Origin of the sequence: Marinobacter sp. AN1 (assembly GCF_026013985.1) — a bacterium.
In the GTDB taxonomy this organism is placed as follows: Bacteria; Pseudomonadota; Gammaproteobacteria; order Pseudomonadales; family Oleiphilaceae; genus Marinobacter; species Marinobacter segnicrescens.
Genome location: NZ_CP110342.1, coordinates 2,531,704 through 2,547,162 on the forward strand (window position 1 = coordinate 2,531,704; position 15,459 = coordinate 2,547,162).

The following is a 15,459-nucleotide window of genomic DNA, read 5'->3' on the forward strand; positions in this document are numbered from 1 at the left end:
AACTTATCGTTGCGAATCTCTCATGGTAACATCCACGGGTTAAACAGCCCGTGTTGACGGCTCTGTGCCGCCACATGCCCGCTGCAGCCCTCTCAGACGCATCTTTAAGGAGCGCAAGTTTGGACCTTCAACTTTCCACCCGTGTACAGGCCATCAAGCCATCCCCAACCCTCGCTGTCACCAACAAGGCAGCGGAACTCAAGGCCGCAGGCCAGGACATCATCGGCCTGGGTGCCGGGGAACCGGATTTCGATACCCCTGACCACATCAAGGAAGCGGCCATCGAGGCCATACGTAACGGTCAGACCAAATACACTGCAGTGGATGGTACTCCCGCGCTGAAGAAAGCGATCATCGCCAAGTTCAAGCGGGACAACGGTCTGGACTACGAGCCGAACCAGGTACTGGTATCCAGTGGTGGCAAGCAGAGCTTTTTCAACCTGGCACTTGCCACACTGAACCCCGGCGACGAAGCCATTATCCCTGCCCCCTACTGGGTTTCCTACCCGGACATGGTGCTGGTGGCGGAAGGCAAGCCGGTCATTATTGAAACCAGCGCTGACACCCGGTTCAAGATCACCCCGGAGCAGCTCGAAAACGCCATTACCGACCGCACCCGTCTGTTCGTTATCAACAGTCCCTCCAACCCCAGCGGTATGGCGTACTCCATGGAAGAGCTGCAGGCCATTGGTGAGGTGCTGAAGAAGCACCCGAACATCATGGTCGCCACCGACGACATGTACGAGCCGATCCTGTGGACCGGCAAGCCTTTCTGCAACATCCTTAACGCCACACCGGAGCTGTACGACCGCACCTTCGTACTCAACGGGGTGTCCAAGGCTTACTCCATGACCGGCTGGCGGATCGGTTACGCCGCAGGGCCTGCCAAGGTTATCGGCGCCATGAAGAAAATCCAGTCCCAGAGCACCTCCAACCCGGCGTCCATCTCTCAGGCTGCGGCCCAGGCAGCACTGGATGGCGACCAGGCCTGTGTCGGCGAAATGGTGAAAGCTTTCCGGGAACGTCATGATTACCTGGTAAAGGCCCTGAACGAGCTGCCAGGCGTCGAGTGCCTGGAGGGTGACGGCACCTTCTACGTGTTCCCGAGCTTCCAGGGCGCCATCGAGAAAACCCCGAACGTTTCCGACGATGTGGAAATGGCGGAGGTTCTGCTCAAGGGCGCCGGCGTGGCACTGGTTCCAGGCTCGGCATTCGGTTGCCCGGGCCATATGCGGCTGAGCTTCGCCACCAGTATGGATGTTCTGAAGGAGGCGGTTGCCCGCCTGAAGAAGGCGCTATCATAAGCGTTGACGATTGGCTTTCGGTGCCCGCTGAGGGATTCTTCAGCGGGGATCAAAAAGTCTTTTGAAAGGGTTGACGAGGGGGTACCGGCTCTTTAATATACGCGCCTCGTCGACATCGACTGTTCCCCGATAGCTCAGTTGGTAGAGCAACGGACTGTTAATCCGTTTGTCCCTGGTTCGAGCCCAGGTCGGGGAGCCACTAATTCCGGAAAGCCGCCTCTGTTTTGCAGACGCGGCTTTTTTCGTTCTCAGATCTCCTGGAATCTGACTTTGATGATGGGCCTGGCAGCCTTCAGATTTGGTGCCGGGAGCGGCAGGCCGATAACGTTTTTCGGGAGACGCCCCGCAAGTACGTCCCACGGAAAAGGGTATCGACCTGAGCCCTCCGGCACGGCTTATCAGACTACACGGCCAGTCACAGAAGCCAGATCAAGAAATCTCAGCGACAATGGCCCGCAGGGAAGCCAGAGGATCAGCAGCCTGAGTAATCGGCCGCCCAACCACAAGGTAATCGCTACCGGCCGCAATGGCCGCAGAAGGCGTCATAACCCGCTGCTGATCACCCCGCTCAGCGGAAGCCGGCCGGATACCCGGCGTTACCAGTCTGAATTCCGCGCCCTGATCACGCTTGAGCGCGGTCGCCTCCTGGGCCGAGCACACCACCCCATCGAGACCACAGTTGCGAGTCAGCGTCGCCAGGCGATTCACCTGGTCCGCCGGTGAGTCGGTAATGCCGATACCGGCAAGATCCTCAGCACCCATACTCGTCAGTACCGTCACCGCGATCAACAAAGGCCGATCCGCCCCAAAGGATTCCAGTCGCTCCCGGCAGGCAACCATCATCTTTTCACCCCCGGAGGCATGCACGTTGACCATCCACACACCCAACTCCGCGGCAGCGGCTACCGCCGCCGACGTCGTGTTCGGAATATCGTGGAATTTCAGATCCAGAAACACATCGAAACCACGATCCTGGAGCTTTCGAACCAGCTCCGGACCAGAGCGAGTAAACAGCTCCTTGCCGACTTTCAGGCGGCACAGGGTGGGATCAAGGGTATCTACCAGGGCGAGGGCCGGGGCCTCGGAGGGAAAATCAAGGGCAACGATGATGCGTGGGCCGAGTGAATCCTGCATGGGGAGAGACTCCTGTGTCCGAACGGGGGAATCCGGCTTTGCCGGAGGCGATCGGGCGGGGATTATGGCAGAAAACGCCCTACTCTGCCTCTACACCCTGAATCGGACGTACGGTTTCCCACTCCTTGCAGCTGGGGCACAGCCAGTGCAGCTGTTGACCGGAGAACCCACAGCTGACACAACGATATACCGGACGGTTGGTGAGAATGAGCTGACCGATCCGACTGACCAGGCGGCCTTCACCGGTAGCGAGCCCCCGTTCATAGCCCGACAGCTCTACCAGCCTTAAAAGCCCCCCGACGCTGGGACGGGTTTCCAGTTCGTTACGCAGCAGCTCAATGGCGGCCTGGCGCCCGGACACGTGCTCCACCGCCTCTGCCAGGGCGAGCAGGAGGCTGGTTCCGGGATGCTGCTCATAGAGCTTGCGAAGTTTTTTCGCATTGCGTCCGACATCACCATGGGAGCGCTCCAGCTTCATGAAACGATCCACGGCCTCGGGTCCAAACTCGGGATTCTGGTCGAACACTTTCAGGCACTGATTAGCCGCCTCCCGGTAGTTCCCCTGACGGGCCTGCAGGGTAGACAGAATAAAGCTGGCGCGGACACAGTTAGCATCGATGGAAAGCGCCTCCCTGACCAGTTTCTGGGTACCCCAACGGTCATCCCGATGCAGGCAATCGTCTGCAAGCTCACAGGTGATATACGCCAGTTGCCGTGCCAGTTGAGGATCAAGGCGACTCTTCATCAGGGTGCGGGCAACCTGGGCGGCCTTGCCCCACTCCTTTTCCTGCTGGTACAGCTCGATAAGCTCGGCTGCGGCCCGCTCACCATAACCCCGATCATCCATTAACTGGTGAAAGAGCGCCTCGGCACGATCAAGGAGGCCTGCGGCCAGGTAGTCCCGGGCCAGCTCGAAGGTAACCTGGGGCGAGAAATGCCCGGGCAATTCCGGGCGAGCAAGGAGGTTCTGATGAATCAGGATGGCGCGGTCGGTTTCACCCTTGTTGCGAAAATGCGCACCGATGGAGAGGTGCAGGCCAACCGTCTCCCTGTTGACCGCGAGTGACTGAACAAAGTTTTCGACAGCCTGGTCAGAATAATTGGTAAACAGGAACTGGAGCCGTTCGCGGACCGAAGACTCATCGGATATGTCCCTGACCGAACTGCGCTCAGCCCGGAAATAGCGCCCCACAAACCAGCCAGCGGCAACCGCAGCTGTCAGCAGCAGCCACTGAAAAAGCATATCCATCTAGATAGCCCGGTCTTCAGGGGTTTTATTCTGCTCCAGGGCTTTTTCAGCCTTATCGAGGCGCTTGCGCAGCTGACGGCGAGAGACGGATACACGAACCGTCGCCATCAGCGTAAGTATAACTCCCAGCAGAATGCCAAAGACGAAGCCCAGGATCAGCCAGACGGCGACCCCGCGAGGCTGGGTCTCAAAAAACAGGAAATTGAGCGATACCGCCATCTGGTTGTTCATGGAAAACACCAGCACCATAATAGCTACCAGTATGACCACCAGAAGGATGATGATCTTCTGAAACCCTGCCATAGCACCCCTGCTCCAGGAATAGGGAATTGACTTGCCAATGACGCTCATTGTAACCCGCAGCGGAGTCCGGGCTTTCTGAGCAGAATCAATCCGGAAGCGCTCAGTAGCCCTTCTTCATGCTGTCATTGACCTGCTCACGCAATTCCTTGCCCGGTTTGAAATGTGGCACATACTTGGCCGGCAGTTGCACCGCCTCCCCAGTCTTCGGATTTCGTCCGGTACGCGCTGCACGATAATGGAGAGAAAAACTGCCAAACCCTCGGATCTCGATCCGCTGGCCGTCCGCAAGGGACTGCGACATGTGTTCGATAATGGTTTTAACCGCCAGTTCCACGTCTTTCACAGACAGCTGAGTCTGTTTCGAAGCAATCAGTTCGACCAGTTCAGACTTTGTCATGAGGCCCATCCCTTTTCGTTTTTATTACCAAGCCCTGGCCATCGTTGTGCACGTTGCCAACGCGGGACTGCGAAGCAGACTGCACAGACGCCGGGATTCGGCTACTCAACTCCCCGTCCGCGCCGGTCCTTCAGATTCCAGCTAACCCGAGCGGCGGCTGATCCAGACAACGAGGACACTGCTAGTTTAGCCAAAACTGAAAAAAGACAAAAAAACGGGCTCTTAGAGCCCGTTTTTTTGCCTTCAAGAGGAATGAATCACTCTTTGTTGGCGTTCTGCTGCTGCATCTGCTCCTTGATGAGATCACCAATGGTGGTCGCACCAGAAGATTCAGCGGCCTTGCTGCGTACGCTTTCCAGCGCCTGCTTGTCGTCTTCAACGTCCTTGGACTTGACAGACAGGTTGATTACGCGGTTCTTGCGATCGATGCTGATGATCTTGGCCTCGACTTCTTCGCCTTCCTTCAGCGCGTTACGGGCGTCTTCCACCTTGTCACGGCTGATTTCAGAAGCTTTCAGTACCGCTTCAACCTCGTCGTTCAGGGCGATAGTGGCTGCCTTGGCGTCAACGGCGGACACAGTACCCTTGACGATGGAGCCCTTGTCGTTCAGCTGAACAAACTCGGCGAACGGATCGCTTTCCAGCTGCTTGATACCCAGGGAGATACGCTCACGCTCGGGATCAACAGACAGGATAACGGTTTCAACTTCGTCACCCTTCTTGTACTCACGGACGGCTTCTTCGCCTGTCTCGTTCCAGCTGATGTCAGACAGGTGCACCAGGCCGTCAATGCCGCCGTCCAGACCGATAAAGATACCGAAATCGGTGATGGACTTGATCTTGCCGGAAACCTTGTCGCCCTTGTTGTAGTTCGCAGAGAACTCTTCCCAGGGGTTGGGTACGCACTGCTTGATGCCCAGGGAGATACGACGACGCTCTTCGTCAATATCCAGGATCATGACGCCAACTTCGTCACCTACCTGGACCACCTTGGACGGGTGGATGTTCTTGTTGGTCCAGTCCATTTCAGATACGTGAACCAGACCTTCAACACCTTCTTCCAGCTCAGCAAAGCAACCATAGTCAGTCAGGTTGGTTACGCGGGCGGTAACCTTGCTGCCTTCCGGATAGCGACCCTTGATGTCCACCCAGGGATCTTCGCCCAGCTGCTTCAGACCCAGGGATACGCGGTTACGCTCACGGTCAAACTTCAGGACCTTGACGGTGATCTCGTCACCCACGTTGACGATTTCACTCGGGTGCTTGATGCGCTTCCAGGCCATGTCAGTGATGTGCAGCAGGCCGTCAACGCCACCCAGGTCAACGAACGCACCGTAGTCGGTCAGGTTCTTGACGATACCCTGCAGGGTCATGCCCTCGGTCAGGGTTTCCAGCAGCGCTTCACGCTCGGCACTGTTCTCGGCTTCCAGAACGGCGCGGCGGGAAACCACCACGTTGTTACGCTTCTGGTCCAGCTTGATAACCTTGAATTCCAGTTCCTTGTTCTCCAGGTGCGCGGTGTCGCGAACCGGACGAACGTCTACCAGGGAGCCTGGCAGGAAGGCACGGATGCCAGCCAGGTCGACGGTGAAACCACCCTTGACCTTGCCATTGATCATGCCCTTGACAACCTCTTCCGCCTCGAAGGACTTCTCCAGTACCTTCCAGGCTTCGGCACGCTTGGCCTTTTCGCGGGACAGACGGGTTTCACCGAAACCGTCTTCAACCGCGTCGAGAGCTACATCGACAACATCGCCGACAGCAATTTCCAACTCGCCTTTTTCATTCAGGAACTGGGAGGCGGGGATAACGCCCTCGGACTTCAGTCCGGCGTTAACGGTGACCCAGTCGTTGTCGATATCCACCACGGTTCCCTGGACGATGGAACCCGGTTGCATGTCAATTTCTTTCAGGCTTTCTTCGAAAAGATCAGCAAAGCTCTCGCTCATTATGTGTCCTATGTGTTCAACGCAAGTTTCATCCGTGCGGCCAGCAGCACGGTCTATTAGTAGTAATCCGGTTATGGCAAGGGGCTGGCTTTCGCGCCATTGCCGGATCCTTCAACCACCATTTCCGCCGCAGAACTGCTCAAAAATACAGCAGAAATAGCAAAAAGGTGCAGTCAGGCCTGACCCACAAGAGCCATAACCTTCGATAGCACCTCCTCTATACTTAAACCCGTAGAATCAATGACTTGCGCATCATCTGCAGGTTTAAGCGGGGCCGCCGAACGATTCATATCACGGTCGTCGCGGGCCCGGATCTCGTCTAAAAGATTCTGAATATTAACATCCATACCCGCTTCCTTCAACTGAAGGTAGCGTCGCCGAGCCCTTTCCTCGGCGCTGGCGGTAAGGAAGACCTTGACCGGCGCATCGGGAAAAACCACCGTGCCCATGTCGCGGCCATCCGCCACCAGGCCAGGCGCCTGGCGGAAATCCCGCTGGCGCTGCAGTAACGCATCCCGCACCGCCTGGATCACCGCCACCCGGGAGGCACCGTCCCCGGTTTCCTCGGTACGGATTTCACGGGTGACATCATCGCCATGCAGGAACACCCGCACCGGCTCGCCCTCGGGTGTCGGCTGGAAGGAAACATCAAGGCCGGCCGCCACGCCCACCAGCCCGGCCTCATCTGCCAGGTCCACGCCTTGCCGACGGGCTGCAAGGGCGGTCAGCCGATAAAGTGCACCGCTATCGAGAAGGTGCCAGCCGAGCCGGCGCGCCAGCATCTGTGTCACCGTTCCCTTGCCGGAACCGCCTGGCCCGTCGACGGTAACCACGGGCACCGAGTTATCCGCCACCCCCTGCATCACTCACCCTCCTCGGACTGAATCCGGATACCCGTACGGGTTGCCAGCTCGACGAAGCCCGGGAACGAGGTCGCCACGTTGGCACAGTCGTTGACTACGATTTCGCCGGTGGCACACAGGGACGCCACGGCAAAAGACATGGCAATCCGGTGATCACCATGACTGTCTATCTCTCCCCCGGCAATGGCCTGGCCACCGTCAATGATGATGCCATCAGGCGTTACCGTGGTTTCCACCCCAACGGCCCTGAGACCGTCTGCCATCACCTGGATACGGTCGCTTTCCTTGACTCGCAGCTCTTCCGCACCGCGCAGAACCGTGCGCCCTTCGGCACAGGCGGCAGCAATGAACAGGACCGGGAACTCATCGATCGCCAGCGGGACCTGCTCCTCCGGTATATCAATGCCGCTCAGCTGTGCACTGCGTACCCGAAGATCAGCAACGGGCTCACCACCGATCTCTCTTTCGTTGGACACTTCGATATCCGCGCCCATCATCTTCAGGATATTGATGACCCCGGTTCGCGTGGGGTTCATGCCCACATGGCGCAGGGTCAGGTCGGAGCCTTCTGCGATGCTGGCGGCCACCAGGAAGAACGCTGCTGACGAGATGTCTGCAGGCACATCAATATGGCCAGCCGTCAACTTGCCACCGCCGATAACACTGGCGGTAGCGGCATCACGGTGTACGTGGTAGCCAAAACCTTCCAGCATCCGCTCGGTATGGTCACGGGTCGGGGCGGGCTCATGCACCGACGTCATACCTTCTGCATACAGGCCAGCCAGCAGCAGACAGGATTTGACCTGGGCACTGGCTACCGGCATGTCATAGTGGATACCGGATAGCTTACGTCCGCCACGGATCTTCAGGGGCGGCCTGCCGCCTTCAGCGGTATCGATGACTGCACCCATGGCCCTCAGGGGGTCTGCCACCCGATTCATGGGGCGGCGGGACAGGCTGTCGTCACCTGTCAGCTCGGAATCGAAGGGCTGTGCTGCGAGCAGACCGGAGAACAAGCGCATGGCGGTGCCGGAGTTGCCCAGGTAAAGCGGGCCACGGGGTGCCTGCAGGCCGCCCATACCGACCCCGTGAATGCGAACATGGCCGTCATCCGGGCCTTCGATGGTAACGCCCATGTCCCGGAAGGCCTGCAGGGTGGCCAGGCTGTCTTCCCCCTCCAGGAACCCATCAACCTCAGTCACCCCTTCAGCGAGCGCGCCGAGCATAATCGACCGATGGGAGATGGATTTGTCGCCGGGTACCCGGATATCGCCATTAATACTGCCACCCGGCTGCAGCCGGAACCTCACGGGTTTCTGACTCATGTCTGTCACGTACGCCTGTCCTGATAGCATTTTGGAAAAATGATTGCGTGCCGCCCTGGCACGTGTAAATACCCGCAGTAACGCGGCGCCATCCTGTGCTTCGATGGCCTGTCGCAAACCGGCCAGGTCCTCGGTGAAATGGTCAATCACCCGCAGTACCGCTTCCCGGTTTGACAGGAAGATGTCATGCCACATGACCGGGTCACTGGCGGCTATCCGGGTAAAATCCCGGAACCCCCCCGCCGCATAGCGGAAGATCTCCATATTCTGGTCTTCGCCGGCCAGGGTATCCACCAGCGAGAACGCGATCAGGTGGGGAAGGTGGCTGGTGGCGGCGAGTACTTCGTCATGTCGGTTAACCTCCATGGTCAGCACGGTAGCGCCGCAGGCAGTCCAGAGCCTGGCCAGTTGCTCCAGTGCTGCCTCGTCAACGTTATCCGGAGGCGTAAGGATCACCTTGTGATCTTCAAACAGGTCTCCGCGGGCCGCCCTCACCCCACTTTTTTCCGAGCCGGCGATAGGGTGGCCAGGAATGACCCTGGGACCCAAATCGCCGAAAACCTCCCGCACCGCCTTGACGAAACTACCCTTGGTACTGCCCACGTCGGTCAGAATGGCGGTCGGTGCCAGGTGAGGCTGAAGGGCCTGAAGCACAGCTACCGTAGCCCTTACCGGTACCGCAATCACGACCAGGTCAGCGCCGGCCACGATTTCGCTTACGGTGCCGTATCCATCGATGACACAGAGCTCCACGCCCAGGGCCAGTTCTTCATCGCTGCGATCTGCCGCCAGGATTTCCCCGACCAGGCCGGAACGCTTCGCAGCCAGGGCCAGGGATCCACCGATCAGCCCCAACCCGATGACCGCGACCCGCCTGAACAGAGGTTTGCGAGCTGATGGCTGCGCCTGCAGGTCAGGCTTCACGGCGTTCCAGTACCCGCTTCAGGGCCTCAAGGAATCGCTCATTCTCTTCCGCCAGCCCCACGGAAACCCTCAGATGGCGAGGCATACCATAACCGGCAACGGGTCGGACTATCACTCCCTGTTCCAGCAGCCCCTGGAATATTTCCTGGGCGTTGGCACCCACATCCACCGCCACGAAGTTACCTGCCGAGGGTATCCACTCCAGGCCCAGATCGGCAAAACCGGCAGTCAATTGTTCAAGCCCTTTACGATTGACCTCCCTCGACCGCTCCAGGTATTCCAGGTCACCCAGCACCGCAGTGGCCGCTGCCTGGGCAACGGTATCCACATTGAACGGCTGGCGGACGCGGTTAAGGATATCGGCAATGGAGGGGGATGAAACTGCATAGCCTACCCGCAAAGCCGCCAGCCCCCAGGCCTTTGAGAAGGTTCGTGTAACCACCAGGTTCGGATAGTCGCGCAGCAGGCTGATTCCGTCTACGTCATCGTCGGTACCCGCGAGGTACTCGCAATAGGCTTCATCCAACACCACCAGCACCCGCTCAGGCACCCGGTCCAGGAAAGCCCGGATGGCGGTTTCACCCTCCACAGTACCGGTAGGATTATTGGGGTTCGCAATAAAGACAAGCCGGGTTCGATCGGAGATGGCATCCGCCATGGCAGGCAAGTCATGGCCCCAGTCCTTTGCTGACACTTCAACGCCCTTCGCGCCGATGGCAAGGGTTACCAGGGGATAGACCGCAAAGGCATGCTGGGCATAGACCACCTCATCACCCGGACCGGCAAAACAGCGGGCAATGACTTCCAGCACATCGTTTGAACCATTACCCAGGGTGAGCTGGCTGGGCGCCACCTGGAGATAGCGGGCCAGCGCCTGCTTCAGGGTAAAGGCATTGCCGTCCGGGTAACGGCACATTTCTTCAAGGGCCTCACGGGCAGCCTCCATAGCCACCGGGCTGGGCCCCAGGGGATTCTCGTTGCTGGCCAGCTTTACGATTTCATCCGGCTCCAGGCCATACTCCCGGGCCAGCTCCTCGATGGGCTTGCCGGGCTGGTAAGGCGTCAGACTACGAACACCCTCAACCGCCAGTGACTGATAGTCGATAGACATAAACCAAAAACCTCCTGGTTGATCGCCGGGACAGACAACCGCTGCACTCCTGACCGTCAGAGCACGCCGGCCGGATAGGACCCCAGGCGCTTGAGTTCAACGGCGTCTTCTTCCAGGTCTTCCAGCAATTTACTGATATTGGTGTCGTCCATGTGGCCCTCGAAATCAATATAGAAGACATAGGCCCAGGTGCCGCTGGGAGAAGGACGGGTTTCAATACGGGTCAGGCTGATGCCGGAACGATGAAACGGCTCCAGCAATTGATACAGCGCCCCTGGCCGGTTACGCATGGATACCAGGATGGATGTCTTGTCCTGACCACTGGGGCCGACAGATTCACGACCCACGATCAGGAACCGGGTGGTGTTATCCGGCCGGTCCTCGATCTTGCCTGCCATGATCTCCAGACCGTAAAGTTCCGCTGCCATATCACCGGCGATGGCCGCCGTGCCCGGCTCACTGGCTGCCCGGCGGGCGGCTTCCGCGTTACTGCTGACGGTAACCCGTTCGACGCCATATTGATGGGCATCCAGCCATTGCCGACACTGGGCAAAGGACTGCTGGTGGGAATAGATGCGGCTCAGGGGCTGGTCGCCGCTTTCCGGGGAGCGCATCAGGTGATGGTGAATGCGCAGCTGTACCTCTCCGCAGATCTTCAGCGGCGAGGAGATAAACATGTCGAGGGTGTGATTGATCATACCCTCGGTGGAATTTTCCACCGGCACCACGCCGTACTGTGCGGCGCCGGACTCCACTTCCCGGAACACCGCATCAATTGCGGGCATGGGAACAGAAATCACCGAGTGCCCGAAGTGCTTAAGCGCTGCGGCCTGGGTAAAGGTTCCGGCCGGTCCAAGGAAGGCGATGCGCATGGGCTGTTCGAGCGCCAGGCAGGCCGACATGATCTCCCTGAACAGCCGGGCCATTTCCTCATCTGCCAGCGGTCCCGGGTTGGCCTCCTTGATTCTGCGCAGTACCTGGGCTTCCCGCTCCGGACGATAGAAAAACACATCTTCCCCCGGGTTGGCGGCCATCTTCACGTGGGCCACTTCCTGGGCACAACGGGCACGGGCGCTGATCAGGTCCATGATCTGCTGATCCAGGCTGTCGATCTCGTCCCGCAGTTCCCCCAGACGGATCTGCTCGTCACTCATGGTCAGCCATGCTCCTTCGCAAATCCGGCCATATAGTCGATCAGGGCATCGACGCCGGCCTCGGGCATGGCATTGTAGATACTGGCGCGCATGCCACCCACACTACGGTGCCCTTTCAGGTTCAGCAGTCCACGCTCGTCTGCCCCCTTCAGGAAGGTGCCGTTCAGGGCGTCATCTGCCAACGTAAACGGCACGTTCATCCAGGAACGGAAGCGGGGATCAATGGGATTGGCATAGAAGTCATTGCCATCAATAAACTCATAGAGCTTGGTGGCCTTGCGACGATTCACCGCCGCCATGGCATCGACACCACCCTGCTCTTTCAGCCACTTGAAAACCAAGCCCGCCAGGTACCAGGAATAGGTTGCCGGCGTGTTGTACATGGAACCGTTCTCGGCGATGACCTGGTAGTTCATCATGGTCGGGGTTTCCGACCGCGCCTTACCCAGCAGATCCTTGCGAATGATGACCACGACCAGCCCGGAAGGGCCGATATTCTTCTGGGCACCAGCGTAGATCAGGCCAAACCTGGACACATCCAGCGGACGGGACAGCATGGTGGAGGACATGTCGGCCACCAGCGGAACATTCCCGCTCTCGGGAATAAAGTCGTACTCCAGGCCACCAATGGTTTCGTTCGGCGTGTAATGAAGGTAGGCCGCATCCGGGCGGGTATTCCAGGTTTCCTGCAGGGGAACCGTGGTAAAGCCACTGGCCTCGCTTGAGGCAGCCACTTGAATGTCGCCGTACCGGCTCGCCTCGGCAATGGCTTTCTCTGACCAGATACCAGTGTTTACATAGTCAGCCCGACCATTTTCCCCCAACAGGTTCAAGGGTATGGTCGCAAACTGACTGGAAGCTCCACCCTGCATGAAGAGTACCGCGTAATCATCTGAAATACCGGCAAGTTCCCTCAGGTCTTGTTCGGCGGTTTCAGCGATCTCCACGAACTCGTCACTGCGATGGCTCATCTCCATCACCGACATGCCGGTACCCCGCCAGTCCAGCATTTCGTCCCTGGCCTGCCGGAGCACTGGCTCCGGCAGTGTGGCCGGGCCGGCGCAGAAATTGTACGCCCTACTCATCGGCTGACTCCCCGCTGTTATCGTCGCTACCGTTTTCCATCACGGAATCCTCGCCAGCTTCCGCCTGTTCGTCCTCATCGTCACTCTCTGCGATCCGCTCCACACCCACCAGGCGCTCATCTTCCTGGCTGAGACGGATCAACCGCACACCCTGGGTGTTACGGCTGAGAATCGAGACCTCATCGGTCCGGGTACGCACCAGGGTGCCCTTGTCAGAGATGAGCATCATTTCGTCACCGTCAAACAGCTGCAACGCAGTAACCAGGTTGCCATTACGCTCTGAACACTGCATGGCGATCACGCCCTGGCTGCCACGGCTGTATGTGGGGAACTCCTCAATGGCGGTGCGCTTGCCATAGCCGTGCTCACTGGCGGTCAGGATAACGCCGCCTTCCTGGGGAATGATCAGCGAGACCACATGGTAGCCTTCCGGCATACGGATACCACGAACCCCACGGGCAGTGCGGCTCATGGGACGCACTGCCTCCTCGTTGAAGCGAACAGCCTTGCCAGCGGTGGAGAACAGCATTACTTCCGCATCACCCTGGGTAATGGCGGCACCAATGAGGGTGTCACCTTCATCCAGGTTCAGGGCAATCAGGCCGTTGGACCGGGGCCGGGAGAAGTTCGGCAACGGGGTTTTCTTGACCACACCGTTGGAGGTGGCCATCAATACATAGTGATCTTCCGGGTAATCCCGTACCGGCAGGAAGGTGGTGATCCGCTCACCCTCGTCCAGCGGCAGGATATTGACCATGGGCCGGCCACGGGAGCCACGACTACCCCGGGGAATCTCGAAGACCCGCAGCCAGTAGACTTTGCCGTGGTTCGAGAAACACAGAATGGTGTCGTGGGAGTTGGCAACCAGTAGTTTCTCGATAAAGTCTTCATCCTTCATCGAGGTAGCGGCCTTGCCCCGACCACCACGGCGCTGGGCCTGGTAATCTTCCACGGCCTGGGTCTTGGCGTAACCGCTATGGGAGATGGTCACCACAAGGTCTTCTTCGTCGATCAGGTCCGCCACGGTCAGGTCACGGCGAGAGCTGACAATCTCGGTACGGCGCTCATCGCCGTATTCGTCGACGATGGCGGCCAGCTCGTCACGGATAACCTGCAACAGGCGCTCCGGGTTACCCAGGATATCCAGCAGATCGGCGATCTTCTCGATAATCTCCTTGTACTCGTTCTGGAGCTTTTCGGTTTCCAGGCCGGTCAGGCGATGCAGGCGCAGGTCCAGGATGGCCTGGGCCTGCTCCGGTGACAAGTGATAGAGCCCGTCACGCAAGCCGTAGATTTCCGGCAGGTCGTCCGGACGACAGGCATCTTCACCGGCGCGTTCCAGCATGGCGAGCACGTCACCCGGCGCCCAGCCCTTGTCGATAAGCTTTTCCTTCGCTTCCGCCGCAGAGGGGGACGCCTTGATCAGCTCGATAATTTCATCAATGTTGGCCAGGGCAACCGTCAGGCCTTCGAGGATATGGCCCCGCTCCCGTGCCTTGCGCAATTCGTAGATAGTACGACGAGTCACCACTTCCCGGCGGTGCCGCACGAAGGCATCCAGCATTTCCTTCAGGTTCAGTGTCTTGGGTTCGCCGTTGAGCAACGCCACCATGTTGATACCGAAGACGGTTTCCAGCTGGGTCTGGGCAAACAGGTTATTGACGATGACGTCCGGGTTCTCGCCCCGGCGCAGCTCGATGACCACCCGGATGCCTTCCTTGTTGGACTCGTCCCGCAGCTCGGTAATGCCTTCCAGGCGCTTCTCCTTCACCAGCTCGGCGATCTTCTCGATCAGGCGGGCCTTGTTCAGCTGGTAAGGCAGCTCAGTGATGATGACGGCATCACGGCCGGTCTTGTTGTCATGTTCGATCTCGTGACGGGCGCGGACGTAGATACGCCCGCGCCCGGTCCGGTAGGCCTCAACGATGCCGGCCCGGCCGTTGATGATACCCTGGGTGGGAAAGTCCGGCCCGGGGATGATATCCATCAGCTCATCAATGGTGGTATCGGGGTTGTCGATCAGGGCAAGGCACCCATTGACCACTTCCGTCAGGTTATGGGGCGGGATATTGGTCGCCATACCTACCGCAATACCGGAGGAACCATTCACCAGCAGATTGGGTACGCGGGTAGGCAGTACTTCCGGAATCCGTTCGGTACCGTCGTAGTTATCGACGTAGTCCACCGTTTCCTTGTCGAGGTCCGCCAGCAGGGAATGGGCAATCTTTTCCATGCGGATTTCGGTGTAACGCATGGCCGCCGCATTGTCACCGTCAATGGAACCGAAGTTACCCTGCCCATCCACCAGCGGGTATCGCAGGGAGAACGGCTGGGCCATCCGAACGATGGTGTCGTAGACCGCAGAGTCGCCATGGGGGTGGTACTTACCGATAACATCACCCACCACACGGGCGGATTTCTTGTACGACTTGTTCCAGTCGTTGCCCAATTCGGACATGGCGAAGAGAACACGTCTGTGTACCGGCTTGAGGCCATCGCGGACATCGGGAAGCGCCCGGCCGATGATGACACTCATGGCATAGTCCAGGTAGGACTGCTTGAGCTCGTCTTCGATATTGACCGGCAGGATCTCTTTGGCTAACTCACCCATCGAGAATGGTTCCTTTGAATTTGCTGGAAGTCGTTTTGGTGGTTATAAAC

General features: G+C 58.8%; 12 protein-coding genes and 1 tRNA gene. 2 read left to right on the forward strand and 11 right to left on the reverse strand.

Going from position 1 to position 15,459, the window contains the following annotated elements:
* Window positions 1-119 precede the first annotated feature (119 nt).
* Window positions 120-1,304: a pyridoxal phosphate-dependent aminotransferase gene (locus tag LJ360_RS11650; RefSeq protein WP_264994051.1), complete on the forward strand. Its 1,185-nt coding sequence runs from the start codon at window positions 120-122 to the stop codon at window positions 1,302-1,304.
* Window positions 1,305-1,427: 123 nt separating this feature from the next.
* Window positions 1,428-1,503 (forward strand) — tRNA-Asn (locus LJ360_RS11655).
* A gap of 230 nt (window positions 1,504-1,733) precedes the next feature.
* Here the strand turns inward: LJ360_RS11655 and pyrF are convergent.
* The 11 genes from pyrF to gyrA all read right to left on the reverse strand — a co-directional run bounded on the left by pyrF (window position 1,734) and on the right by gyrA (window position 15,409).
* Window positions 1,734-2,438 carry an orotidine-5'-phosphate decarboxylase gene (pyrF, locus tag LJ360_RS11660; RefSeq protein WP_091848366.1) on the reverse strand — a complete coding sequence of 235 codons (705 nt, stop codon included), beginning with the start codon at window positions 2,436-2,438 and terminating at the stop codon, window positions 1,734-1,736.
* Window positions 2,439-2,517: 79 nt separating this feature from the next.
* On the reverse strand, window positions 2,518-3,687 hold the full coding sequence (gene lapB, locus LJ360_RS11665; RefSeq protein WP_091848367.1) for a lipopolysaccharide assembly protein LapB: 1,170 nt from the start codon (window positions 3,685-3,687) through the stop codon (window positions 2,518-2,520).
* Window positions 3,688-3,990, reverse strand: coding sequence for a LapA family protein (locus LJ360_RS11670; RefSeq protein ID WP_264994052.1), 303 nt, complete (start codon window positions 3,988-3,990; stop codon window positions 3,688-3,690).
* A 100-nt stretch (window positions 3,991-4,090) separates the two neighbouring features.
* Complete coding sequence (locus LJ360_RS11675; RefSeq protein ID WP_091848369.1) at window positions 4,091-4,387, reverse strand: integration host factor subunit beta; 297 nt, start codon at window positions 4,385-4,387, stop codon at window positions 4,091-4,093.
* A gap of 257 nt (window positions 4,388-4,644) precedes the next feature.
* Window positions 4,645-6,336, reverse strand: a complete 1,692-nt coding sequence (gene rpsA, locus LJ360_RS11680) for a 30S ribosomal protein S1 (protein ID WP_091848370.1) — start codon at window positions 6,334-6,336, stop codon at window positions 4,645-4,647.
* A 173-nt stretch (window positions 6,337-6,509) separates the two neighbouring features.
* Window positions 6,510-7,199 carry a (d)CMP kinase gene (gene cmk, locus LJ360_RS11685; RefSeq protein ID WP_091848371.1) on the reverse strand — a complete coding sequence of 230 codons (690 nt, stop codon included), beginning with the start codon at window positions 7,197-7,199 and terminating at the stop codon, window positions 6,510-6,512.
* Window positions 7,199-9,448, reverse strand: coding sequence for a bifunctional prephenate dehydrogenase/3-phosphoshikimate 1-carboxyvinyltransferase (locus tag LJ360_RS11690; RefSeq protein WP_264994053.1), 2,250 nt, complete (start codon window positions 9,446-9,448; stop codon window positions 7,199-7,201). The genes cmk and LJ360_RS11690 overlap by 1 nt, the downstream gene beginning before the upstream one ends.
* Window positions 9,438-10,559, reverse strand: a complete 1,122-nt coding sequence (hisC, locus tag LJ360_RS11695) for a histidinol-phosphate transaminase (RefSeq protein ID WP_264994054.1) — start codon at window positions 10,557-10,559, stop codon at window positions 9,438-9,440. Before hisC ends, LJ360_RS11690 begins: the two co-directional genes overlap by 11 nt.
* Window positions 10,560-10,615: 56 nt before the next feature.
* Entirely contained in the window at window positions 10,616-11,713 is a 1,098-nt protein-coding gene (gene pheA, locus LJ360_RS11700) for a prephenate dehydratase (RefSeq protein WP_264994055.1), read from the reverse strand.
* 2 nt (window positions 11,714-11,715) lie between these two features.
* The gene (serC, locus tag LJ360_RS11705; RefSeq protein ID WP_264994056.1) at window positions 11,716-12,798 is read right to left on the reverse strand and encodes a 3-phosphoserine/phosphohydroxythreonine transaminase; all 1,083 of its coding nucleotides are present in this window, start codon (window positions 12,796-12,798) and stop codon (window positions 11,716-11,718) included.
* Window positions 12,791-15,409, reverse strand: coding sequence for a DNA gyrase subunit A (gene gyrA / locus LJ360_RS11710; protein WP_264994057.1), 2,619 nt, complete (start codon window positions 15,407-15,409; stop codon window positions 12,791-12,793). The genes serC and gyrA overlap by 8 nt, the downstream gene beginning before the upstream one ends.
* Window positions 15,410-15,459 lie beyond the last annotated feature (50 nt).